Annotated in this window: 15 protein-coding genes; 13 read left to right on the plus strand and 2 right to left on the minus strand. The window is 58.7% G+C overall.

Features of this window, described 5'->3' with window-relative positions; translation table 11 throughout:
- The first annotated feature begins 342 nt into the window (after positions 1–342).
- The 7 genes from rpmH to PAG01S_RS16765 all read left to right on the plus strand — a co-directional run bounded on the left by rpmH (position 343) and on the right by PAG01S_RS16765 (position 5,968).
- The gene (rpmH, locus tag PAG01S_RS21885) at positions 343–483 is read left to right on the plus strand and encodes a 50S ribosomal protein L34 (protein ID WP_003849659.1); all 141 of its coding nucleotides are present in this window, start codon (positions 343–345) and stop codon (positions 481–483) included.
- Positions 484–497: 14 nt separating this feature from the next.
- Positions 498–857 carry a ribonuclease P protein component gene (gene rnpA, locus PAG01S_RS16745; RefSeq protein ID WP_008926396.1) on the plus strand — a complete coding sequence of 120 codons (360 nt, stop codon included), beginning with the start codon at positions 498–500 and terminating at the stop codon, positions 855–857.
- Positions 821–1,078: a membrane protein insertion efficiency factor YidD gene (gene yidD / locus PAG01S_RS21890; protein WP_008926397.1), complete on the plus strand. Its 258-nt coding sequence runs from the start codon at positions 821–823 to the stop codon at positions 1,076–1,078. Before rnpA ends, yidD begins: the two co-directional genes overlap by 37 nt.
- Before the next feature lie 2 nt (positions 1,079–1,080).
- Positions 1,081–2,727, plus strand: coding sequence for a membrane protein insertase YidC (yidC, locus tag PAG01S_RS16750; protein ID WP_010258933.1), 1,647 nt, complete (start codon positions 1,081–1,083; stop codon positions 2,725–2,727).
- Between the two features lie 92 nt (positions 2,728–2,819).
- Entirely contained in the window at positions 2,820–4,184 is a 1,365-nt protein-coding gene (gene mnmE, locus PAG01S_RS16755) for a tRNA uridine-5-carboxymethylaminomethyl(34) synthesis GTPase MnmE (RefSeq protein ID WP_010258935.1), read from the plus strand.
- Between the two features lie 265 nt (positions 4,185–4,449).
- Positions 4,450–5,040 (plus strand): malonic semialdehyde reductase, encoded by a 591-nt coding sequence (locus PAG01S_RS16760; protein WP_010258936.1) that lies wholly within the window; start codon positions 4,450–4,452, stop codon positions 5,038–5,040.
- Positions 5,041–5,218: 178 nt separating this feature from the next.
- A complete protein-coding gene (locus PAG01S_RS16765) occupies positions 5,219–5,968 on the plus strand; it encodes a 4'-phosphopantetheinyl transferase family protein (protein ID WP_062759435.1) in 750 nt (249 codons plus the stop codon).
- Between the two features lie 36 nt (positions 5,969–6,004).
- On the opposite strand, the gene PAG01S_RS16770 is transcribed toward PAG01S_RS16765, so the two are convergent.
- Complete coding sequence (locus PAG01S_RS16770; protein ID WP_010258938.1) at positions 6,005–7,318, minus strand: NCS2 family permease; 1,314 nt, start codon at positions 7,316–7,318, stop codon at positions 6,005–6,007.
- Between the two features lie 152 nt (positions 7,319–7,470).
- On the opposite strand from PAG01S_RS16770, the gene yieH reads away from it, so the two are divergent.
- Both yieH and PAG01S_RS16780 read left to right on the plus strand, forming a co-directional pair.
- Positions 7,471–8,130 (plus strand): 6-phosphogluconate phosphatase, encoded by a 660-nt coding sequence (gene yieH, locus PAG01S_RS16775; protein WP_010258939.1) that lies wholly within the window; start codon positions 7,471–7,473, stop codon positions 8,128–8,130.
- 11 nt (positions 8,131–8,141) lie between these two features.
- Positions 8,142–9,074 (plus strand): GlxA family transcriptional regulator, encoded by a 933-nt coding sequence (locus tag PAG01S_RS16780; protein ID WP_062759436.1) that lies wholly within the window; start codon positions 8,142–8,144, stop codon positions 9,072–9,074.
- On the opposite strand, the gene PAG01S_RS16785 is transcribed toward PAG01S_RS16780, so the two are convergent.
- Positions 9,059–10,054, minus strand: coding sequence for an acyltransferase (locus PAG01S_RS16785; protein WP_010671618.1), 996 nt, complete (start codon positions 10,052–10,054; stop codon positions 9,059–9,061). The two genes, PAG01S_RS16780 and PAG01S_RS16785, sit on opposite strands and share 16 nt — an antisense overlap.
- 221 nt (positions 10,055–10,275) lie before the next feature.
- Here PAG01S_RS16785 and glyQ point away from each other — a divergent pair, with 221 nt between their 5' ends.
- The 4 genes from glyQ (at position 10,276) to PAG01S_RS22525 (ending at position 25,939) form a co-directional block, all read left to right on the plus strand.
- Positions 10,276–11,187 (plus strand): glycine--tRNA ligase subunit alpha, encoded by a 912-nt coding sequence (gene glyQ, locus PAG01S_RS16790; protein WP_010258942.1) that lies wholly within the window; start codon positions 10,276–10,278, stop codon positions 11,185–11,187.
- 9 nt (positions 11,188–11,196) lie between these two features.
- On the plus strand, positions 11,197–13,266 hold the full coding sequence (gene glyS, locus PAG01S_RS16795; protein WP_010258943.1) for a glycine--tRNA ligase subunit beta: 2,070 nt from the start codon (positions 11,197–11,199) through the stop codon (positions 13,264–13,266).
- Positions 13,267–13,644: 378 nt separating this feature from the next.
- Entirely contained in the window at positions 13,645–15,375 is a 1,731-nt protein-coding gene (locus tag PAG01S_RS16800; RefSeq protein ID WP_062759437.1) for a ShlB/FhaC/HecB family hemolysin secretion/activation protein, read from the plus strand.
- Positions 15,376–15,433: 58 nt separating this feature from the next.
- Positions 15,434–25,939, plus strand: a complete 10,506-nt coding sequence (locus PAG01S_RS22525; protein ID WP_081114161.1) for a hemagglutinin repeat-containing protein — start codon at positions 15,434–15,436, stop codon at positions 25,937–25,939.
- Positions 25,940–25,944: the final 5 nt, after the last annotated feature.

Raw genomic sequence — 25,944 nt, forward strand, 5'->3', positions numbered from 1 at the left:
AACCAGCAGGGATCTGGCGCAATCCATTAAAATTTCGGGCGACATCTCATTTTATCCCCAGGATCCGGCAAGCCGATCGCAATAAGATCCCGCGCGATCCTTGCGCTTTAGTGCGGAGCCCGTATAATTCTCCACCCGACATTGAGCCATCAGGCGCAAAGTCGGGACTCTGCGGGCTGTATGCGGGTTTTCAGGCACTATGACACGCGAAGTAAATTGACTCGGGACTGTACAATTATTACAATCCCGCCTCTTTATTAAAGACACATTGAGGCGTAGGTCGATTTTCTGGCCCGAAACGCGTCACCCAGTGAAAATTTTCAAGTTTAGGTAGAAACCGCCATGAAACGCACTTTTCAACCGTCCGTACTGAAGCGCAACCGTTCACACGGTTTCCGTGCTCGTATGGCAACAAAAAATGGTCGTCAGGTTCTGGCACGTCGTCGTGCTAAAGGCCGTTCTCGTCTGACCGTTTCTAAGTAATAAAGCAAGCCCTGATGGGTAAGCTCGCATTTCCCAGGGAGTTACGTTTGTTAACTCCCACTCATTTCACTTTCGTCTTCCAGCAGCCACAACGGGCTGGCACGCCGCAAATTACTATTCTCGGCCGCCTTAACGCGCTGGGGCATCCCCGCATCGGTCTCACCGTCGCTAAAAAACATGTGAAACGCGCTCATGAACGCAACCGGATCAAGCGATTGACCCGCGAAAGCTTTCGTCTGCGTCAACATGAACTGCCGTCGATGGACTTCGTGGTGGTCGCGAAGAAGGGGGTTGCCGATCTGGATAACCGTATGCTGGCGGAAGCGTTGGAGAAATTATGGCGTCGTCACTGTCGCCTGGCGCGCGGCTCCTGATCGTCCTGATACGCGTCTATCAACGCGGCATCAGTCCATTACTGGGACCACACTGTCGGTTTCACCCGACCTGCTCTCATTACGGAATTGAGGCATTACGCAGGTTCGGCCTGATAAAAGGCAGTTGGTTGACATTAAAACGCGTATTAAAATGCCACCCCTTGAACCCGGGTGGTGACGATCCTGTGCCGCCAAAAACCTTTGATACCAGAGAACATTAACGATGGATTCGCAACGCAATCTCTTTCTCATCGCTTTTCTGTTCGTGACCTTTATGATCTGGCAAGCCTGGCAGACGGACCACGCTCCGCAGCCACAGCAGACGCAGACCACACAAGGCACAAACAGCGTAGCGGGTGATACCGCCAGTCAGGGTGTACCGGCCAGCGGTCAGGGCCAGACGATCACCGTTAAGACTGATGTCCTGTCATTGAATATCAACACCCGAGGCGGTGATGTTGAACAAGCACAGCTGCTGACTTTCCCGGACAAACTGGGTTCTAACCAGCCGTTCCAGCTGCTTGAAACAACGCCAGCGTTCCTTTATCAGGCACAGAGTGGTTTGACCGGTCGTAATGGCCCGGATAACCCGAACAACGGCGCGCGTCCGCTGTTCAACGCTGCGCAGGATCACTTCGAGATGGCTGATGGCCAGTCCGAACTGCGTGTGCCGATGACCTACACCGCTGAAAATGGCGTGGTTTACACCAAAACCTTCATCTTCAAGCGTGGCGAATATGCCGTTAATGTCGATTATCATGTCAACAACACCACCCAGCAGCCGCTGGAAGTGTCGCTGTTTGGCCAGCTGAAGCAGACCATCGATCTGCCTAAGCATCGTGATACCGGCAGCAACAACTTTGCTCTGCACACCTTCCGTGGCGCGGCCTACTCTACCAGCGAGTCGAAATATGAGAAGTATAAATTCGACACCATCGCGGATAACGAGAACCTGAACGCCACCACCAGCAATGGCTGGGTTGCGATGCTGCAGCAGTACTTTGCAACAGCCTGGGTTCCGCGTACTGAAGGCACCAACACCCTTTACACCAGCAACCTGGGTAATGGCGTGGCGGCGATTGGCTATAAATCTGCACCGGTCACCATTGCCGCGGGCGCACAGCAGAATCTGGGTGCAACGCTGTGGGTCGGCCCGGAAATTCAGGACAAGATGGCAGCGATTGCGCCGCACCTTGATTTGACCGTGGATTACGGCTGGTTGTGGTTTATCTCTCAGCCGCTGTTCAAACTGCTGAAATTTATCCACAGCTTCATCGGTAACTGGGGCTTCTCCATTATCGTGATCACCTTCATCGTGCGCGGCATCATGTACCCGCTGACCAAAGCGCAGTACACCTCGATGGCGAAGATGCGCATGCTGCAGCCGAAAATTCAGGCGATGCGTGAGCGTCTGGGTGATGACAAGCAGAAGCAGAGCCAGGAAATGATGGCGCTGTATAAAGCAGAGAAAGTGAATCCGCTGGGTGGCTGTCTGCCGCTGGTGATTCAGATGCCAATCTTCCTGGCGCTTTACTACATGCTGTCAGGCTCGGTTGAACTGCGTCATGCGCCATTTATTCTGTGGATCCATGACCTGTCAGCGCAGGACCCGTACTACATCCTGCCGATTCTGATGGGCATCACCATGTTCTTCATTCAGAAGATGTCACCGACCACCGTGACCGATCCGATGCAGCAGAAGATCATGACGTACATGCCGGTGATTTTCACCGTGTTCTTCCTGTGGTTCCCGTCAGGTCTGGTGCTGTACTACATCGTCAGCAACCTGGTCACCATTCTCCAGCAGCAGCTGATTTATCGCGGCCTGGAAAAACGTGGTCTGCATAGCCGCGACAAGAAGAAAGCGTAAGCGATCCAGAGCGGGAGCAATCCCGCCCTAAAATAGTCTATTCTCAGGCGGTCAAAGCGACCGCCTGTGTTTTTTGTAGCGAGAGAAAATTTATGAGCCACAGCGATACCATTGTTGCCCAGGCGACGCCGCCCGGACGCGGCGGCGTAGGCATTCTGCGCGTCTCTGGCGCGCAGGCGGCAGAGGTCGCCCGCCAGCTACTGGGCAAACTGCCTAAGCCGCGTTACGCCGATTATCTGCCGTTCACCGATAGCGATGGCCGCGTGCTGGATCAGGGCATTGCGCTGTGGTTTCCTGGTCCTAACTCCTTTACTGGTGAAGATGTGCTGGAGCTGCAGGGCCACGGCGGCCCGGTGATCCTCGATCTGCTGCTGAAGCGCATCGTGGCGCTGCCTGGCGTGCGTATCGCTCAGCCGGGTGAGTTTTCAGAGCGTGCGTTTCTGAATGACAAGCTCGATCTGGCGCAGGCCGAAGCGATTGCTGACCTGATTGATGCCAGCTCTGAGCAGGCGGCGCGTTCGGCCGTGAACTCCCTGCAGGGCGTTTTCTCCACCCGTATCAATCATCTTGTGGAAGCACTCACTCACCTGCGGATCTATGTCGAAGCCGCTATCGACTTCCCGGATGAGGAGATCGATTTCCTCTCTGACGGCAGAATCGAAGCGCAGCTGAATACGGTGATCGGCGATCTGGATGCCGTCCGTGCCGAAGCGCGTCAGGGCAGCCTGCTGCGTGAAGGGATGAAAGTGGTGATTGCGGGCCGGCCTAATGCGGGCAAATCGAGCCTGCTGAATGCGCTGGCAGGCCGTGACGCCGCCATCGTCACGGACATCGCAGGCACCACCCGTGACGTACTGCGTGAGCATATTCATATTGATGGCATGCCGCTGCATATCATCGACACCGCCGGTCTGCGTGAAGCCAGCGACGAAGTGGAGCGCATCGGGATTGAGCGCGCCTGGCAGGAGATCGAACAGGCTGACCGCGTGCTGTTTATGGTGGACGGCACGACGACCGATGCCACCGAAGCGGCGGCTATCTGGCCCGATTTCGTCTCTCGTCTGCCGCCGGAACTGCCGATTACCGTGGTCCGCAACAAGGCGGATGTTACCGGGGAGTCTCTCGGTCTGACAGAAGTAAATGGTCACTCACTGATTCGTCTGTCGGCACGCACCAGCGCGGGCGTGGACGAGCTGCGCGATCACCTGAAGCAGAGCATGGGCTTCGCCGGCAATATGGAAGGCGGCTTCCTGGCGCGTCGCCGTCATCTGCAGGCGCTGGAGCTGGCGGCAACGCACTTACAGCAGGGTAAAGCGCAGCTGCTCGGTGCCTGGGCCGGAGAGTTACTGGCGGAAGAGTTGCGTCTTGCCCAACAGGCGTTAAGCGAGATCACCGGCGAGTTCACTTCTGACGATCTGCTGGGTCGCATCTTCTCCAGCTTCTGTATCGGTAAATAACCGTGCTGGCCTGATAGCGTCCTGCTGTCAGGCCAGATTTCCTGCCACGCTGCTCCCCTGTTATTCCCGCTTCTGTGTTGATTCTTGCTGATATGTTATTTTGCGGCGGCACGGCATTGCCGTATAACGGTTGAAGCGCCGATCTGACGTGCGGCGACGGATTGCGGTGAATAATCCCCGCCTCATCCCGCCGCGCCGGACCGGACGCAAACCCACTACGTGAACACCGTTGGGCGAACTTTTTCGCCTGAAACAGGAGAGTTGCATGAGTACACCGCTCGACACTGCCGCACTGGACACGCTGTTTAATGACGCCCGCACCCACAGTTACTGGCAGGCTAAGCCCGTCGATAACGCCCTGCTGGAGCAGCTCTATGCTTTAACGGCACTGGGCCCGACCTCGGCGAACTGCTCGCCTGCGCGATTTGTTTTCGTGACCTCGGCGGAAGGCAAAGAGAAGCTGAAACCGGCACTCTCTTCCGGCAATCTGGAAAAAACCATGAGCGCGCCGGTCACGGTGATTGTGGCCTGGGACCGCGAGTTCTATGAGCAGCTGCCCGCCCTGTTCCCGCATGCTGATGCGCGCAGCTGGTTTACCGGCAGTCCCGAGGCGGCAAAAGAGACCGCTTTCCGTAACAGCAGCCTGCAGGCGGGCTACCTGATTCTGGCGGCGCGTTCGCTGGGTCTGGATGCCGGTCCGATGTCCGGGTTTGATCCGGCCAAAGTCAATGACGCCTTTTTCCCCGACGGTCAGTATCAGGTTAACCTGCTGATTAACCTCGGCTACGGTGATGCATCAAAACTGCATCCGCGCCTGCCGCGACTGAGCTTTGAGCAGGCGAGCCGTTTCGCCTGATGCTGCCCGCGTCGCGATTCGAATCGCGACGCTTATCTCTGGTCGATCCCCGCAACTCAGCTCACTCTGCTCATCCTAATCCGAATTTACCCCAATCTGTGCGTTGCCAGGTGCATTAAGGTAAGAAAATTCCTACAATGCTTCTGATGATTATCTGACCATTTTCACGGAGCGACAGATGGCTGGTCATTTTGTACGCTGGACGGGCGATCCCGGCTTCCCGGCTAATGATTTACGCATTCCCCAGGCTATCACCGACACGGCACAGCAGTTTGCTGACAAACGCCGTGGGCGATTTCTTGCCGCCCGTACCCTGCTGGCACAACTGATGCTACGGGTTTATGGCATTAGTGAGCTGCCGCGCCTGCTTATCCAGAGCAACGGACGCCCCGTTTTTGCTGACAGCGATCTGCCCGATTTCAGCATCGCCTATGCGGGCAATACGGTGGGTGTGCTGCTGGCCGAAGAGGGTGGACGTGCCGGTCTGGATATGGAGATTGTGCATGCCAGAAGCCGTCAGACTCAGGAGCAGCTGATTCAGGGATTAACCTCGGGCGAGATCGCCTGGATCAATGCCCAGCAGGATGCCATGGAGGCGGTGACGCAGATCTGGACATTACGCCAGAGCATTCTCAAGCTGACGGGAGAGGGCGATCGGGGACTGGATTCGCTGCGCCTGTTGCCCGGTGCGGGTCGGCTGCGATCTTCACTCTATCCCGATATTCAGGTGGTGTGCGATGCGGAGCCCATGCTGGTCTGGTCGTGTGCGCTGTCGTCTGCGACTCAGCGTCTGCATCTGTGGGAGATGGATAACGCCTTTCAGTGGCACGCATTACGCGAAATAGAGATGGGTAAGCCCAACATCGGGCCTCATGCTCTGCGGCTGACCAGCCTGCCCAGCGAGCGCAGCCTGCATCCTGAAATGTAAAAAGCCGCAACCCGGAGGTTGCGGCCCTGAATGCGCTTAGTGCGCGTCTACAAAAACAATCTTCAGCACAAACAGCAGAGCAACAATCACTACGCAGGGGCTGATTTCACGCCAGCGGCCAGTACCCAGCTTCATGACGCAGTAAGCGATGAATCCCAGCGCAATGCCTTCGGTGATGGAAAAGCTGAAGGGCATCATGGCGGCGGTCACAAACGCCGGAACGGCTTCGGTCAAATCATCCCAGCGTACGCGCGACAGGCTGGCGGTCATTAACACCCCAACGTAAATCAGCGCGCCCGCAGCGGCGTAGGATGGCACCATCGCGGCCAGCGGTGACAGGAAGGTCACCAGCAGGAACAGCAGGCCGGTGACCACGGCCATCAGGCCGGTACGGCCACCAATCGCCACGCCCGAGGTGCTTTCGATATAGGCGGTCACGGATGAGGTGCCCGCCAGCGCGCCACTCACTGAACTGATGCTGTCGACATAGAGCGCCTGCTGCATGCGCGGGAAAGTGCCGGTTTCATCGGTCAGTCCCGCTTTGTCGGTGACGCCGATCAGCGTGCCGGAGGAGTCGAACAGATTGACCAGCATAAAGGAGAAGATTACGCCTGCCATACCGATGTTGAAGGCGCCTTTGATATCCACCTGGCCGACCACAGAAGTAATGGAAGGCGGCGCAGAAAACAGGCCGACAAACTTCACGTCGCCCAGCATCCAGCCGATAGCAGTGGTAACCACCATCGAGATCAGCACTGCCGCGTGGATATTGCGTGATGCCAGAATAGCGATGATAAAGAAGCCCAGCGCGCCCAGCAGTACGCTGTGCGAGGTCAGGTTCCCCACGGCCACCAGGGTATCGGGATTCGGCACGATAATACCGGCATTCTTCAGCCCCATCATGGCGATAAACAGGCCGATACCGGCGGTAATGCCGACGCGCAGGCTCAGCGGGATATTGGCAATCATCCAGTAGCGAACCCGCAGCAGCGTCAGGATCAGCAGGCCGACCGCACCCCAGAAGATCGCGCCCATACCCACCTGCCACGAATAGCCCATCGCCCCGACCACCACAAAGGCGAAAAAGGCGTTCAGCCCCATTGCCGGCGCCAGCGCCACCGGCAGATTGGCAAACAGTCCCATCAGAATGCTGCCGAAAGCGGCAATCAGACAGGTGGTCACAAACACCGCCTGGGTATCCATGCCGGCGACGCCGAGGATCTGCGGATTGACGAAGACGATGTAGACCATCGTCAGAAAGGTGGTGATACCCGCGATCACTTCGGTGCGCACCGTGGTGCCATGTTCCTGCAGCCTGAAGATGCGCTGCAAAACGCCTTGCTTGCTCATGCCATCCATCCAGAAGAAAAAATCATCGGCGCGTATCCTGGCGATTTTACCGGGGCAATACAATGATTTTTCGCAACCGATTGCCAGTCTCGCAATCTGCGCTGAGTGCGGTAGAGTGTGGAGCACACCCCTGAATCGAAGGATAGAGTCTGATGTCAGTAGAATGCGTCTTTTTTGATTGCGATGGCACGCTGGTGGACAGTGAGTTGCTCTGTACCCAGGCCTACGTCAACACCTTTGCCCGTTACGGCCTGGAACTGTCGCTGCAGCAGATGTTTGAAAAGTATAAGGGCGTCAAACTCTACGACATTATTCGTGACGTCGGCGACGCGCATCAGGTGACGCTGCCGATGGAAGAGGTGGAGACTGCTTATCGCGCAGAGGTCGCGCGGCTGTTTGATCAGCAACTGCAGCCCATCCCGGGCGCGAAAGCGCTGGTTGAGCAGATCAAGGTACCGATGTGCGTGGTTTCAAACGGGACGGTAAAAAAGATGCAGCACTCGCTGGGCTTAACCGGCATGCTGCCGCTATTTGCGGAGCACCTCTACAGTGGCTATGACATTCTGCACTGGAAGCCTGATCCGGAACTGATGTACCACGCGGCGGAACAGATGCAGGTACCTATTGAGCGCTGCATTCTGGTGGATGACTCCGAAGCGGGCGCCCGCGCCGGTATCGCCGCCGGCATTCCGGTCTACTACTACTGCGCTGACCCGCACAACCCTGAACTGGATCATCCGCTGGTGACGCGCTTCGACGATATGGCGCAACTGCCTGCGCTGTGGCGCGCCCGCGGCTGGGATCTGGTGTAGCGCGGGCCAGCATGACACACACCGTCTGGTTTTTAACCCTGCCCGGCGTGATGGCGCTGGATCTCACCGGACCGGCCGAGACGCTGAAGCTGGCGGGCGATCACTTTACGCTGCGCTACATCGGCCCGCAGCCGGAGGTGGTCTGCTCCACCGGCATGACCATTGGCGGCATCGAACCGTTACCTGATCAGTTGCCCGCCGGGAGTCTGCTGGTGGTGCCTGGCGTCTATGACTCGCAGCTCTGTTACGCCACGCCGCAGGCCGGAGAGGCTCGCGACTGGCTGATGCGCCAGCACGGCGCGCTGCGCGCGCAGACCTTTATGCTGGTCTGCGTCTGCTCGGGAGCGCTGCTGGCGGCGCAGGCAGGCATGCTGGATGACGTGCTCTGCACCACCCATCATGATGTGATTGCCCGTCTGAAAGCCGCGGCCCCGCGCGCACGGGTGCAGGAGAACCGGGTGTTTGTCGGGCATGAGAATATCTGGACCAGCGCAGGCATCACGGCGGGAATCGATCTGGCGCTGCATCTGATTAATCAGCTCTGTGATACGCAAACCGCGCTGGCGGTAGCGCGGGAGATGGTGGTCTGGTTCCGCCGTGCCGGTGACGATCCGCAACTTTCGCCGTGGCTGCGTTACCGCAACCACATGCATCCGGCCATTCACCGGGCGCAGGATCTGATGATTGCCCATCCTGAGCACGGTTGGACCCTGACCGAGCTGGCCGGACGCACGCATGTCAGCAGCCGCCATCTGGCGCGGCTGTTTCGCCAGCATCTGGGGATTAGCGTGCGTGAATACCATGAGCAGTTGCGGGTTGGCGTGGCACGCCAGCGTCAGCAGCAGGGTGAATCTGCCGAAAAAGCGGCGCTGGCGGCGGGGTTTTCATCGGCGCGCCAGCTACGGCGCGCCCGCCAGCGTGAAGCCAATCAGCTGACAAAGTGACGGGTATCGACGCGTTTCAATGCCATACCCAGCAGCAGGCTGCCGCCCAGCGTCAGCCCGAACACCCAGGGCAGGTCGAGCCACGGACGCGACATATCATCGTAATGATGTGTACGCAGGTAGTGAATGAACAGCGCATGAAAGCCGTAGATCGGCAGTGAATAGCGCGCAATCACCGTTAAACCCGGCAGCGTGCGCTGGTTCAGGCTGTTTTTAAACACGATGAGCAGGCTGATCGCGGCGATAAACACCAGCGGTCCGCAGTAGAGATACCAGGTGTCATTAAACGCCCCGTTAACGATCAGCGCCTGTTTCGTCCCTAACGTAATGCCAATCACACAGGCGATAAACAGCCCGGCAGCCAGCGGCGTCAGGCCGCGCCGGGTCGTCTCCATCGTGCCGATAGCCCGTCCCAGCAGCGCATAGAGCAGGTAGTAGATACTGTCACCGCTGACATAGAGATTAACCGGCAGAAAGTGAAACGGCCCCAACGACTGGCTGACCGTATTGGGATTGGCGAGCACCGCCAGCACCAGCACCAGCAGCGCCACGTAGCGCGCCTGCACGGTTTTTACCTGGATCAGGGGCGACAGCAGATAGATGCCGATCAGCGCAAAGAAGAACCACAGGTGATAAAACACCGGCTTCTGCAGCATCTTCAGGATTGATCGCCCTTCGCTGATGGGGGTCAGCCAGGTGATATAGGCCAGCGATACCGCGCTGTAGAACAACAGACAGAGCACCAGCCGGAGCATATGGCGCGGCTGGGCGCTGCGTTCGCCAAAAAACAGATAGCCGGAGATCATAAAGAACAGCGGAACACAGACGCGTGATGCTGAGTTCAGCAGATTAGCCGCATCCCAGGTGATGCCAGTCACCGCCATCGGCCCGGTGATATACCAGGTGGTGGTATGAATCACGATCACCATCAGGCAGGCAACCGCGCGTAAATTATCGATCCAGTAAATCTTTTGCGGCATGGCATCCTCTTGCGCATCGCGTCCGTGCGCAAAAGGGTAGCCAAATGCGACCAGAGCAACAACTGCTGCCAGCAGGATTCGGAGCCATCTGTATGCCAGCGCCCTGAATCACCGCGAAAACGCGCCGGTAGCGCCTGGGATTTACGGCTGCACATCGCGCGGTCAAAGGGTATACTGTCGGCCTCTTTTTTTAATCTAACCGAAGCGCGTGCACACTCAACATGCAAAAGTTTGATACCAAAACCTTTCAGGGGCTGATCCTGACCTTGCAGGATTACTGGGCGCGTCAGGGCTGCACCATTGTCCAACCGCTGGACATGGAAGTGGGCGCTGGCACTTCACACCCGATGACCTGCCTGCGCGCACTCGGCCCGGAGCCGATCGCCGCCGCTTACGTGCAGCCATCACGCCGTCCTACCGATGGCCGCTACGGTGAAAACCCGAACCGCCTGCAACACTATTACCAGTTCCAGGTGATCATCAAACCCTCACCGGATAACATTCAGGAGCTCTATCTTGGCTCGCTGAAAGAGCTGGGTATGGACCCGACGGTGCATGACATTCGCTTCGTGGAAGATAACTGGGAAAACCCGACGCTGGGTGCCTGGGGACTCGGCTGGGAAGTGTGGCTCAACGGCATGGAAGTGACGCAGTTCACCTACTTCCAGCAGGTTGGTGGCATGGAGTGTAAGCCGGTGACCGGCGAGATCACCTACGGTCTGGAGCGTCTGGCGATGTACATCCAGGGCGTCGACAGCGTTTACGATCTGGTGTGGAGCGACGGTCCGCTGGGCAAAACCACCTACGGCGACGTGTTCCATCAGAATGAAGTGGAGCAATCCACCTATAACTTCGAATACGCCGACGTTGATTTCCTCTTTACCTGCTTCGAGCAGTATGAGAAAGAGGCGCAGCATCTGCTGGCGCTGGAAAAACCGCTGCCACTGCCCGCCTACGAACGCATTCTTAAAGCGGCACACAGCTTCAACCTGCTGGATGCCCGCAAAGCGATCTCGGTAACAGAGCGTCAGCGCTATATTCTGCGCATTCGTACCCTGACCAAAGCCGTGGCTGAAGCTTACTACGCCTCTCGCGAGGCAATGGGCTTCCCGATGTGCAATAACAAAAAGTAAGAGGCAGCCATGACTGAACAAACCTTCCTGGTGGAGATCGGCACCGAAGAGCTGCCACCAAAAGCCCTGCGCAGCCTGGCAGAAGCCTTTGCCGCGCAGGTCACTGCTGAACTGGATGCCGCTAACCTGAGCCACGGCGAGGTCAGCTGGTTTGCTGCGCCGCGTCGTCTGGCGCTGAAAGTCGCAAACCTGAGCGCCTCACAACCCGATCGGGAAGTAGAGAAGCGCGGACCGGCGATCTCTGCTGCGTTTGACGCTGACGGCAACGCGACCAAAGCCGCTGAAGGCTGGGCGCGTGGCAACGGCATTACCGTCGATCAGGCTGAACGTCTCGCCACCGATAAAGGCGAATGGCTGGTTTATCGTGCTCAGGTCAAAGGCGAAGCGGCCCAGGCGCTGCTGCCCGCAATGATCGCTACCGCGCTCAGCAAGCTGCCGGTGCCAAAACTGATGCGCTGGGGCAACAGCGATGTGCAGTTCGTTCGTCCGGTTCACACCGTGACGATGCTGCTGGGCGATGAGCTGATCCCAGGCACCATTCTGGGCATTAAGTCAGATCGGGTTATTCGTGGTCACCGCTTTATGGGTGAAAGCGAAATCACGCTCGACAACGCCGATCAGTACCCTGATGTGCTGGAAAAACGCGGCCAGGTCATTGCCGACTATCAGGTCCGCAAAGCGATGATTAAAGCCGATGCTGAAGCAGCAGCACGCCGTTTAGGCGGCAACGCTGATATCAGCGACAGCCTGCTGGAAGAGGTAACATCGCTGGTGGAGTGGCCGGTGGTCCTGACCGCGACCTTTGAAGAGAAATTCCTCAAGGTACCTGCGGAAGCGCTGGTCTACACCATGAAAGGCGACCAGAAGTATTTCCCGGTGTATGACAATGACGGCAACCTGATGCCGAACTTCATTTTCGTCACCAACATCGAATCCAGCGATCCGCGCCAGATTATCTCCGGCAACGAAAAAGTGGTACGTCCACGCCTGGCCGATGCGGAGTTCTTCTTTAATACCGACCGCAAAAAGCGTCTGGAAGATCACCTGCCGCGTCTGGAGACGGTGCTGTTCCAGAAAGAGCTGGGCACGCTGCGCGATAAAACCGATCGCATTCAGGCCCTCGCGGGCTGGATTGCCGGTGAAATTGGCGCAGATGTGAATCACGCCACCCGCGCGGGCCTGCTGTCGAAGTGTGACCTGATGACCAACATGGTCTTCGAGTTCACCGACACCCAGGGCGTGATGGGCATGCACTATGCGCGTCACGACGGCGAAGCTGAAGATGTGGCGGTGGCGCTGAATGAGCAGTATCAGCCGCGCTTTGCCGGTGACGATCTGCCGTCCAGCCCTGTCGCCTGTGCACTGGCGATTGCCGATAAAATGGATACGCTGGCCGGTATTTTCGGCATTGGTCAGCATCCAAAAGGCGACAAAGACCCGTTCGCACTGCGTCGTGCGGCGCTGGGCGTGCTGCGTATCATCGTTGAGAAGAACCTGCCGCTCGACCTGCAGACTCTGACCGAAGAAGCGGTGCGCCTGTATGGCAGCAAGCTGAGCAACGCCCGCGTGGTGGATGATGTGATCGACTTTATGCTGGGTCGCTTCCGCGCCTGGTATCAGGAAGAGGGTCACAGCATCGACACGCTGCAGGCGGTTCTGGCGCGTCGTCCGACCCGTCCGGCTGACTTTGATGCACGCATGAAAGCGGTGTCGCACTTCCGTACGCTGGAAGCAGCCGCAGCACTGGCGGCGGCGAACAAGCGCGTCTCTAACATTCTGGCAAAATCGACTGAAACGCTGAATGAGAGCGTGCAGGCGTCGCTGCTGAAAGAGAATGAAGAGATCCAGCTGGCGACCTTTGTCACTGCGCTGAGCAGCAAGCTGCAGCCTTACTTCGCTGAAGGTCGTTATCAGGATGCGCTGGTCGAACTGGCACAGCTGCGTACTGCGGTAGACAACTTCTTCGATAAAGTGATGGTTAACGCCGACGATCAGGCGGTGCGGGTTAATCGCCTGACACTGCTGTCAAAACTGCGTGAGCTGTTCCTGCAGGTCGCGGATATCTCGCTGCTGCAGTAATGCTATTTGTTGTGCGAAAAAGGGACGAGCAATCGTCCCTTTTTTTATGGGATTTTTTGGCCTGATGTCTTCGACTCATACCTGAGTGTGACCGCTATAGCGGCCATTTTTTAGGGTGCAAATGAATACGCTAAAGTGCTCAAACTGCCATTGCCGGTCATCAGGAATCGGCTGTTGTGATGCGCCAGGTTATAAATATTATGTCTATATATCAAAAGGTTAATTGTTAATTTTTCTTCGGTCATACTCTAAAGTTTTTCATCAATCCGGTGGTTAAGAAACCGCCCTAAAAATAGCCAGCCCTCTTGTTTTTCCCCTCACCTGATGGATAATTCGCCAGAATTTACACCCGGTTACATTTAGTGAAATGGAATTTTCATGAAAAGGATTTGTTTATCGCTCTGTCATCCGCCAGTGCGTCTGCTCGCCATGGTGGCAGGCGCGCTGCTCTGCTCTGCTTTCCCGGTGATGGCAGCTCCGCCAGCCGATAACCTCCGTGAAGAAGGCCAGGCGATTGATGCCCGCGAGCAACTGCGTCAGCAGACGCGCGAGCGCGTGCTGCAACAGCAGAATGCGCCGCAGGCGAATGAACATCTTCCCCGTCCTGATAGTCGTCTGCCCGGTTATCCTGCCAGTGAGCAGCCCTGCTTTACCATCAATCAGATCGTCCTGACTGGCGATGAAGCCAGCCGTTTTCAGTGGGCGCTCGACGCCGCCGCGGATGCCACCGGCCGCTGCCTGGGCGGACAGGGCATCGTGCTGGTCATTAACAAAGTGCAGAATGCAATTCTCGCCAAAGGCTATGTCACCACCCGCGTCATGGCACAGGAGCAGGATCTGACCAAAGGCGTATTAACGCTGACGTTACAGCCGGGCCGTATCAGCAGGATCCGTTTTGATGAACCGGTTTCCTGGCGTGGACGGCTGTGGAATGCGATTCCGGCGTCATCGGGCGAGATATTAAATCTGCGGGATATTGAGCAGGGGCTGGAAAACTTCAAGCGGGTGCCCAGTGCCAGTGCCGACATTAAAATCGTGCCGGGCGAGCAGGAAGCCACCAGCGATCTGCAGGTCAACTGGCGCGAAGGCAGACCGGTGCGGCTCAGTCTGGGACTGGATGACAGCGGCTCCAGAAGTACCGGGCGCTACCTCGGTTCCGCCACCCTCGCAGTGGATGCGCCCTTTGCGCAGAACGATCTGTTTTACGCCAATATTGGCAAAAATCTGTTTGAGCATGGGCCGTTCGGTAACCGCTCGCACACCCTGAATTACTTTTTCCCGATAGGCTACTGGGCCGTTTCCGCCAACTACAACGACTACACCTATCACCAGAACATCCCCAATGCCAATGAGGTGCTGCGCTACAGCGGCAAGAGCGATAATTTCCAGCTCACGGTCTCCCGGTTGCTCTACCGCGATCAGTCGAACAAAACCACGCTTAATCTGCGTGGCTACCGCAAACACTCCACCAACGCCGTCAACGATATCGACATTGTGCAGCAAAAGCGGCGCACCGCGGGCTGGGAACTGGGCCTGAATCAGCATAGCTATCTGGGCAGCAGCACGCTGGACGCCAGTATCGCCTGGCGGCGCGGTACCGGGGCGTTTAATGCGCTTCCTGCACCAGAAGAGTCGCGTCATCAGGGCAGCGCGCGTACCGGCATATTGCTGGGCGACCTCGGCATCAACCATCCTTTCGCTGTGGGCGAGCAGCCCTGGCGGGTCTACAGCAGTGTGCGGGGCCAATGGAGTCCGAATGCCCTGACGCCACAGGAGCGCATGGCGATTGCCGGCCGTTATACGGTACGCGGCTTCGACGGTGAACAGATGTTGTCGGGGGAAAAAGGACTGCTGTGGCGCAACGAAATTGGCTGGAATCTTTTCTCGCGCGGACATGAGCTCTATCTGGCTGCCGATTATGGCCGGGTAAGCGGACCTGCGACTCGCGACCTGGTCGGACATCAACTGGCAGGCAGTGCAATAGGCGTACGCGGCGCGCTCTGGGGGCGCTTCAGCTACGACCTGTTTGCGGGCATTCCGCTCTATAAACCCGCGGGATTTCATACATCAGGCGCGACGGCGGGTTTCAGCGTTAACCTGGAAATCTGACCACTAAAGCGGGCGATCCCGCTATCTGAACTGAGTGACTTTCACATGGATGTGACCCATGAATAAACATTGCTATCGCATTATCTTCAGCCGCACCCATGGGGAACTCCGGGTGGTGTCAGAACTTGCCCGCAGTTGCAGCACGGAGCCCGGTCAGAGCCGTGGCAACGGCACGCCGCGTCTCTGGGTCACTTTACGCCGCGCGGCGTGGCTGCTGGGAATGGCCCTGTTTGCCGGGCCTGCAATGGCGAACGGCATTGTGGCGGATAGCAATGCTACGCCAGGACAGCGGCCGGACGTCATCGCCACCCAGAATGGGCTTCCGCAGGTTAATATCACCGCCCCCAATCAGGCGGGTATCTCGCATAACCAGTATCAGCAATTCGATGTCGCGCAGAACGGCGCCATCCTGAATAACTCCGCAGTGATGACCTCAACACAACTGGCCGGAATGATTCAGGGCAACCCGAATCTCAACCCAGACACCCCAGCGGCGCGGGTGATCATCAACGAAGTAAACAGCAATAATCCCAGCCAGCTGCGCGGTTATATGGAAGTGGCGGGCGGACGGGCGCAGGTGATCGTTGCCAACCCGGCCGGGATTGTCTGTAACGGATGCGGCACCATCAACGCCGGACGGATGACGCTGACCACCGGCAAACCACAGCTCAACGCTGACGGCAGTCTGGCGGGTTATCAGGTCGAACGCGGCGTGGTGCGCATTGAAGGCGGCGGACTCAACGGCGATCCCCGTCATGATACTGAGTATGTTGACATACTGGCCCGCGCGGTGGAGATCAATGCGGGCGTCTGGGCCAAAAAAGAGCTGGCGGTGGTGGCCGGTCGCAATCGCGTAAGCGCAGACGCACAGACGGTCACACCGCTGGCTGATGACGGCAGCGCCAGACCTGAACTGGCGATCGACATGGGGCAGATGGGCGGCATGTACAGCGGCCAGATCCGCATGATTGGCACCGAAGCGGGCGTCGGCGTGCGAAATCAGAACGCTCAGGTGCAGGCGGGCAAAACGCTGGTGGTGAGCAGCGAAGGTAAGCTTGTCTGGCAGTCGGCGGCGCAGGATGGCGTGACGCAGGCCGGAGGCGACATCAGCCTGGCGGCCAGAGAGGATATTGACTACCAGGGCAAACTTCACAGTGGTGGTCAGCTGACGGTCGGGAGCCGCGAAGGCGGAATCACTCAGTCCGGCACCCTGGCGGCGGCAGGTGATGTACGGCTGACGGCGGCCCGCAGCATCCAGAGCAGCGGACACCTGCTGGCAGGCAGCGATGCCAGTAGCCAGGTTGTGCAGGAAGCTAATCTGCAGCTGGAGAGCCAGGATACCATTCGTGCCAGTGGCAGCCTGCTGAGCAAAAAAGAGGTCAGCGCACGCGGACGCCGGGTCGATCTCAGTGGCGCTCAGGTCGCCGCCAGCCGCGCAACGCTGACGGCTCAGGAGGGTGGAGTTGCCGTGCGGCAGGCGGTGATTAATGGCACGGAGCTGGTGATTAACACGGCAGGTGATATCGAGGCGCAGCAGGCGCAGATTAGTGCCGGGCGCTGGCAGATCGATGGACGCAGCCTGTTCAGCCAGCAGGCCGGATGGTCGCAGACCGGAAGTGGCGAGAGCCGCTTCACGTTGAGTGGTGGGCTGGATAACAGCGACGGAGCGATTGAGAGCCGGCAACTCAGCTTCCGGGCCGCCTCGCTCAATAACCAGCGTGGACGCATGGTCGCACTCGACAACGCCGCCCAAAAATGGCGGATTGACGGTCTGCTCGACAATACCGCGGGTGAGCTGGGTAACAACGGCGATCTGACGCTTGAGACAGGCAGCCTGACTAACCAGGGCGGCACCGTCAAAACCAAGGCATCGCTGGCTATTAATGCCAGCACGGCTGTAAACAACAGTCAGGGTAAGCTGCTGGCCGGTGATGCGCTGACGCTCAGCGCGGGCGGTGATCTCGATAATCACGCTGGCACGCTGAACGGTGGTCAGCTGTCGCTGACCGCACAGCATCTGAATAATGCGCAGGGTGAAATCGTCAGCCAGGGCGATCTTGATCTGACGACACTACAGGGCCTGGATAACAGCGATGGCTGGATCGAAGCGGGTCATCATCTCTCACTCAACAGCGGCGGACTCTGGCAGAACCGCGACGGAACGGCACAGGGCGGTGAGCGGGTCACGGCGGCCGCAGATCAGCTCAATAACGCCAGCGGCCGGTTGCAGTCTGGCGGTGATCTGGAGCTGACCAGCCGTGGCGATATCCTCAACCAGAGCGGCAAACTCACGGCGAAAAATGCCCTCGCGGTCCATGGCACCGCAGCGACGCTATTTGATAACGATGGCGGATCGCTGCAAAGCGGCGGCGATCTGCTGCTGCAGGGCGGCGCACTGAACAATCGCCAGTCAGGGCAGATTCTCAGCCAGCAGGCACTGACGCTGAACCTGGCGGGCGACTGGGACAATCAGGGTGGCACCCTGACCGGTAATGGCCGCACGCAGGCCAGCGCCGCAAATCTGTTGAATGCTCAGGGCGCGATCAATGCGCTGGATACGCTGGATATGCAGGTTGCTGGTCGTCTGGATAACAGCAATGGCCGCATCTTCAGCCGGTTAAGCCAGACGCTTCAGGCGCAGGAGATGAGCAATACGCAGGGCTGGATGGGCAGCCAGGGAAGCTGGACTGCCACGACTGCCGGTTTCGATAACACGGCGGGCAGCGTACAAAGTCAGCAGCAGGCTGAACTCTCGGCGAACTGGCTTAGTAACGCCAGCGGCGTGTTGCAATCGGCTGCTGGCATGGCGTTACGCATTGCGCAGGATATCAACAACCTGGCCGGTAAAGTCTCTGCTCAGCAGCAGCTTACCGTTCAGGGTCAGACCGAAGGCAGCCGCACCGGTAACATTAACAATGCGGATGGCCAGTGGCTGGCTGGTGAGGGGCTGACTATTACCGCTGCGCGACTCGATAACACCCAGGGCGGTCTGCTCTACAGTCAGCGGCAGTTGAAGCTGAATCTGGCCGGGGATGTGCATAACCAGGCCGGTAAGATCCAGAGCGGCGAAGCGTTCCAGCTGGATGCGCAGACGCTGAACAACACAGGCGGCAATATCGACAGCCAGCAACAGCTGACACTTCAGCTGTCAGGGCAGTTTGATAACAAGGGCGGCGCGGTACGCAGTAATGGCGGGCAGCAGATCAATGCCGCAGCGATCAACAACCGTCAGGGCGTGTTCAGCAGCCGTGAAGCGATTAATCTGACCACCGGGCAGCTGGAGAATGCCAGCGGCACACTGATTAGCCAGGGCGCGGGAAGTTATCACGTCGGCACGCTCAACAACCAGCAGGGCAAAGTCCACAGCGGCGCGGCGCTGACCCTTGAAGCCGCACAACTGAACAATCAGAGCGGCCAGTTGGTGGCCACCCAGGATTTAGTGCTGAACGCCACGGCGATCGATAACCGTACCCAGGGTGTGATCAGCAGTCAGGCGGGGCTCTCACTGCAGGCCGATCGCCTTATCAACCGCGACGGCGGACTGTTACTCGGCACCACCTACAGCGACATTACTGCCCGAGATATCGATAACAGCGCCGGACGGCTGCAGAGCGCCGGAACGCTCAGGCTGCGCGGTGTTGCACAGCTGGACAACCGTCAGGGACGGGTGCTGGCGAATGACGATCTCACCCTCAATGGTGATCTCTCACCGACTGATTCACCGCTGGTGCTGCTCAATCAGAGCGGACGGCTGGAGAGTGCTGGCGCATTAAACATCCATGCACACTCTTTCGATAATCAGGGCGGCACGCTGCTGGGCCTGCAAGCTCTGAGGCTGAGCGCGCAACAGGACTACACCCGCCAGGCGAGCGAAACCATCAGCAGTAACGGCACGGTGACTGTCTCTCTGAGCGGGGCGTTTACTAACCTGGTGGACTGGCTGCTGCCGGGTAATCTGGTGCTGAATGCGGCAGGCATAACCAACCCGGCGATGCTGGTGGGCAAAACCGTTCAGCTCACGACCGGTGCGCTGCTGAACAGCGGGCGTCTTGAAGCCGACGACCTGACGCTGAATGTCGACTCGCTGGATAACCGTGCCGCGTTGATGGGTGATGAAGTCACCGTGCGTTCCCGGGTGATCGACAACCATGGACAGCCTGCGGTCATCGCGGCAACTCAAAGCCTGACCCTGCAGGCCAGCGAGCGGCTGAGCAACACAGATGGCGCGCTGCTCTATAGCGGCAATCGCCTGTCATTGCATAGCGATGACCTGATCGAGAACCGGGCGAGCTTTGTTGAAGCGGATGGTGATATGACGCTGGAGGCGCGGCGGCTCAATAACCTGCGCGAAGGGCTGGTGATAGAGCGCAACGCTGAGACCAGCGACTACAAGTGGCATCGTTATAACTACTACTGGCGATCTTATGGCTCAGCAGTGAGCACCGATCTCAGCACCATGGCGTCAACGACCCAGCAACTGACTTTCCAGGATGAGTCAGCGGCGCAGAGCAATCCTTACGGCACCCTGCTGGCAATTGACGCTGCGGGCAAACGCGCCCAGGTTCGTGTCATGAACAATCAGGGCGTATTGACCGATCTTTGGGTTAACTATCTGGCGCTGAACCCCAGCGCCGATGGCACGTATGCCATGACGTTCTATGAAACCCGCGGATTCCGGCAAAATAACGTACCGACTCCCTATCAAAATACGGTGTGGCGTGAACATGATCGTGGACGTCTGGAGCAATGGGATCCCGAAAAACATATCGACATCGACAATGCGCCGTTCGTTACTGATTACAACAATTTCCGTGAACGAACTGCAGCTGGCACCATAACGCGTGATCGGCTGGTCAGCGAAGGCATGGGTGCCCGTATTCTGGCGGACGGCAACATGATCCTGCGCATCACCGGAGCGTTATTCAACGATGCCAGCGTGATCACGGCTAACGGCAATCTGACACTGGATGGCGGTGGCAGCATTGATAACCGGGGTTACTCGGTCAATGAGCGACGCCAGGAAGTGATTGTCGATCATATGGATAAAGATACCCACCACTGGTATCCAACCTTCAATTCCGATGAGACCACCGCCCTGGCAACCGTTGACGGCATCATTACCGGCAACGGCAACGTCAGCATTAACGGGACCAGCATCAGCAATACCACCGTTAATCAGGCGCAGATAAGCCAGCTTGAAGCGGCGCTGCAGGCAGTGGACGCTGAGCGCGCTGAGTATGAACGTAACCCACTGGCATTTGCCGTGGACGGGGTCGCCCGCCATGACGGCGACACAGAACTTACGACGGGTAATAACACAACGGGTCGCCCACTGTTACCGGCTGAACTGGCCCTGACGGCGCTACAACAGCTGGAGAAAGTCGCCACAACCATCCCCAATAATGGTCTGTTCAGCCAGCATACCGCGGCGGGCAGCCCGTATCTGATCGTGACTGACGAGCGTTTTACCAGCAAGAGCAAATTTATCAGCAGCGACTATCTGCTTGAACGGGTGGGTTACGACCCGTCACAGGTGCATAAACGCCTGGGCGACGGTTTTTATGAGCAGCGTCTGGTTCGCGAGCAGGTCCTGAAACTGACCGGCAGGCCTTCCGTTAACGGCTGGGATGCGATGGCGCAGTATCAGGAGCTAATGAACAACGGCTCTAAAGTGGCGCAGGATTTCCATCTGGTGCCGGGCGTGGCGTTGACGCCGCAGCAGATTGCGGCGCTGCAACAGGATATCGTCTGGCTGGTCAGCGAAACGGTTGATACGGCAGACGGCCCTCAGACGGTGTGGGTGCCGAAAGTTTATCTGGCACAGACCACGCTGCGCCTGACTGGCGCGGGCGCGGTGATTGGCGGCGGTAATCTGCAGCTCTCGGCAGACAGCGTGACTAATGCCGGTAACCTCTTTGCGGACCAGGCGCTCTCCATCGACAGCGGGCAGTTTCAGCACCTGGGTGGCGATATCAAGGCGGGCAGCATTGATGTGAAGGCGGAGACGCTGACGATCAGCACCGATCTGCAGAATGCCCTGCGTCAGGCGACGATGAGTGCTGAGGATATCAGCCTCAGCGGCACCGATATCCGGCTGCAGGGCGCGAAACTCAATGCCACCAATAACCTCAGTCTGAGCGCGCACAACAACCTTGAGATCGGTGCCGCGAAAAGCAGTCACAGCGGCAGCCTGAACGTGATCTCCGGGGCGATGGGTAACCGCACCAGCAGCGGCATAGAAGAAGCGGGCAGGCGCATGGCGCAGGTCAGCGGCGAGTGGCAGCAGGCGCAGGGCAGCGAGCTTAACGCCGGTGGCAATCTTCTGCTCTCGGCCGGGCGTGACCTGACGCTGACCGGTAGCCAGGCCAGCGCCTCCGGCTCTGCCCGGGTTCAGGCTGGCGGCGACATTCACATCGGCGCTGAAACCACCACCAATGCCACCCATCTTGAGGCTGGCAGCCGGACTTCATCGGTCAGCAACAGCCGCACGGAAGATCGCCTGGTGCTCAGCACCCTGAGCGGTGACCAGGGCGTGACGCTGGTGGCGGGTAATAACCTGCAGGCCGAAGGCGCGCAGGTTGATAGTACCGAGGGCCGCATTGGCATCAGCGCGCAGAACGTTACCATCAAGGACGCGCATACCCGCACGCAGGACCTGGACAGCGAGAACAGGCGGCTGGGTAATACCCGCAGTCATCGTGACGAGGAGACGATTCGTGAGGGCAGCATGGGAAGCACCTTCGGCGGAGAGCAGGGCGTAATGGTCATCGGGCGTGAGGGTGACGTGACGGTCACCGGCAGCACGCTGCACAGCGGACAGGGTGCTGTTGCGCTGCAGGCGAAAAAGGATGTCATCCTCAGCCACACGACAGACAGCGAGCACCGCGTCTCAGAAGAAAAAAGTCGCGGCCGGAAAACCAAAGGTGAACGCTCAGAGGAAATGCTGAGTGAGAACGTGGTGGGGAGCACACTCAGTGGACGTGATGGCGTCACGGTGGTAGCGCAGGACGGCAGCATCACCGCCACGGCCAGCACTCTGCACAGTGAGCTGGGGGCCGTTGCACTGCAGGCGAAACAGGATGTGACCCTCAATACCGCCACCGAACGGGCGTTTGACTTTAGTGAAGAACGTTCTGAGAGAAAAGGCTTCCTGAAAAAGAGCAGCAGCCACACTATTACGCAGGACGGCAGCACGCGCGAGAACGGCAGCCTGCTGAGCGGCGAAAGTGTCACGGTCATTGCCGGGCGCGACCTGACGGTGACCGGCTCGGCGGTGGCCGCAGACCAGGACGTCAGTCTGCGGGCCGGACGCGACGTGGAGATCGGCGCGGCAACCGAGACCGACAGCCACTACCAGCTGAAAGAAAAGAAAAAAAGCGGGCTGCTGGGCAGCGGTGGCATCGGTTTCACCATCGGCAAGCAGTCCACGCGGCACGAAATTGATGAGAAAGGCACCACCCAGAGCCAGAGCGTCAGCACCATCGGCAGCAGCCAGGGCAGCGTGGATATCACGGCGGGCAACCGGCTGCACGTCGGCGGCGCAGACCTGGTGGCAGGTCAGGACATGAACCTGACGGGCGACAGCGTAACTATCGACCCGGGCTTTGATTCACGCAGCCGTAAGGAAACCTTCGAGCAGAAACAGAGCGGTCTGAGCATCGCCCTGTCAGGCACGGCAGGCAGCGCGCTCAACACGGCAGTGAGCAGCGCGCAGCAGGCGAGGAAGTCGGGTGGCGGGCGTGTCAGCGCGCTGCAGAACACCCAGGCGGCGCTGAACGGGGTGCAGGCGGCGCAGGCAGCTCAGATGGACGGGCTTAACACCGCCGCCGCGGACGCACACAATGCCGCCGGCGACCTGAAGCCGGGGCAGGACGGCTATCAGGCGGGCTCGACCAACACCATCGGCGTCAGCGCCTCGTACGGCAGTCAGTCGTCGAAAAGAGAAACGCGTACCGAGAGCAGTCAGTCGAAGGGCAGTACGCTGACGGCGGGCCGGAATCTGACCGTCACGGCAACCGGCAAAAACGGTACGGCGCAGAGCGGCGACATCAGCATCGCCGGCAGCCAGCTGAAGGCGGGCGGCGACCTGGGTCTTGATGCGTCACGGGACATCCTGCTGCAGTCGGCGCAGAACACGCAGAGCACCGATGGGAAAAACAGCAGCAAGGGCGGCAGCGTCGGCGTAGGCATCGGCGTGGGTTCAGGCGGCTACGGCATCAGCGTGTCGGCGAGCATCAACGCGGCGAAGGGCAGCGAAAAAGGCAACGGGCTGACGCACAGCGAAACCACGCTGGACGCGGGCAACCGGCTCAGCCTGACCAGCGGGCGCGACATCACGCTCACGGGCGCGCAGGCAAACGGTGAGAGCGTGAAGGTGGACGCGGGCCGCAACCTGACGCTGACCTCGGAGCAGGACAGCGACCGCTACGACAGTAAGCAGCAGAGCGCCAGCGCGGGCGGCAGCTTCACCTTCGGCTCAATGACCGGGTCGGCGAACGTGAACGTGAGCCGGGATAAGATGCACAGCACCTGGCAGAGCGTGGCCGAGCAGACCGGGATTTTTGCGGGCAAGGGCGGCTTTGACGTCACGGTGGGTGAGCATACGCAGCTGAACGGCGCGGTCATCAGCTCAACGGCTACCGCCGATAAGAACCGGCTCGACACCGGCACGCTGGGCTTCGGCGATATTGAGAACCACGCGGAATATGAGGTGGAGCATCAGAGCGCGGGCATGAGCACCGGCGGCAGCATCGGCGGTCAGTTCGCCGGGAACATGGCGAACGGCATGCTGGCGGGGCTGAACGACAGCGGCAGCGCGGACTCCACCACGAAGGCGGCGGTGAGTGAGGGCACCATCGTTATCCGCGATAAGGAACAGCAGACGCAGGACGTGGCGGACCTCAGCCGCGACGTGGCGAACGCGAATCCGGGGCTGGACGTCATCTTTGACAAGGAGAAGGAGCAGAACCGGCTGAAGGCGGCGCAGCTTATCGGGGAAATCGGGGCTCAGGCGGGAGATATCGCGCGGACGCAGGGCGAGATAGCGGGACTGAAGGCGCAGCGAGATCCGGCGGCGCTTCAGGCGGCGAGGGAAGAGCTGGCCGGAAAAGGGAAGCTGAACCCGACGGCAGATGAGATAGCGAAGCAGGCTTACGACACGGCGATGAAGCCGTTCGGCACGGGTTCGTCGCTGCAGCAGGGCATCAGCGCGGTGACGGCGGCGGTGCAGGGCCTGTCGGGCGGGAACGTGGCGCAGGCGTTAAGCGGCGCGTCGGCACCGTACCTGGCGGAAAAGATACACGAGCTGACGACGGACGCGAACGGTAAGGTTAATACCGAAGCGAACCTGATGGCGCACGCGGTGCTGGGTGCGGTAACCTCGTATGCGTCGGGCAATGCGGCGCTGGCGGGTGCCTCGGGCGCGGTGATGGGCGAGTACATCGCGCAGCAGTTGTATCCGGGGGTTAAGCGTAATGACCTGTCTGAGGAGCAGCGGCAGACGATAAGTGCGCTGGGGACGCTGGCGGCGGGTCTGGCGGGCGGCGTGGTTGGTGACAGCACGGCGGATGCGGTGGCGGGGGCGCAGGCGGGAAAAAATGCGGTTGAGCAGAATCACCTGCACGTATCGGAGAAGACCGAGCTGGAGCTGGCGAAGCAGAAACTCCAGAACAGCAAAGATCCGGCAGAGCGTGAGCAGGCGCAGCAGAAGATCAATGAGCTGAACGAGCTGGATATCAGCCGCGATCAGAAAGTGCTGGATGCCTGCGGAAATGGTAACGCAGGAAGCGCAGCCTGTGCCGGTGCGAGACTGGAAGTTATCGCAGTAAAAGGCGAGTACGAAACCGGCCCCTACAACTCGAAGATCAGCCAGCAGTATGCAGACTCCTACGGTAAGATCGTAGACCTGCTGAATATCACCAGCGTTGATGCACAGAATCAGCAGCAGGTGAAAGATGCGATGGTGAACTATGCGATGATTCAGCTTGGTCTGGATAAAGCGACGGCTGAGAACTACATCGAAACCTACGACGGGATGAAGATGGTAGCGGCGTCGATGACGCCGGTGTTGGGTGCTGCGGCTGCCAGTAAACTCAGTACGCTGGCTAAAAAAGTTGTGGTTTATCCATCGGGTATAAATTTCAAAATTGATCAGCCAAAACACTTGGCAACAGTCGATGGATTTACGCAGAAAAATGGGATCTCAGGTGGGCATAATGCCACAGCATTTTATGATGCGGCTAAAGAGTATAACGTGAAGATCGTCAGTGAAACACCGACCGGCGTTAATGGTATTACGGAGGTTAAATATCTGGTTCCAACCAAGAACAGGGATGGAAGCCTTACTGGTGAATATAAAGCAGCACCGGAAACTAAAACCATATACGATCCAAAGGTATTTACAGATGAAAAAATCCTGAATCTTGGTCAGCAGGCTGCTGCTAATGGTTTCAAAGAAGCGATGAATAGCCCGAACGGTACAGCGAATGTTATAGCAGGCGGTGTTAGTTTCAGGATATATGTTGATAAATCCACGGGTACGGTACGGAACTTCCATCCGAATTAAAGCAT

Origin of the sequence: Pantoea agglomerans NBRC 102470 (genome assembly GCF_001598475.1) — a bacterium.
GTDB lineage: Bacteria > Pseudomonadota > Gammaproteobacteria > Enterobacterales > Enterobacteriaceae > Pantoea > Pantoea agglomerans.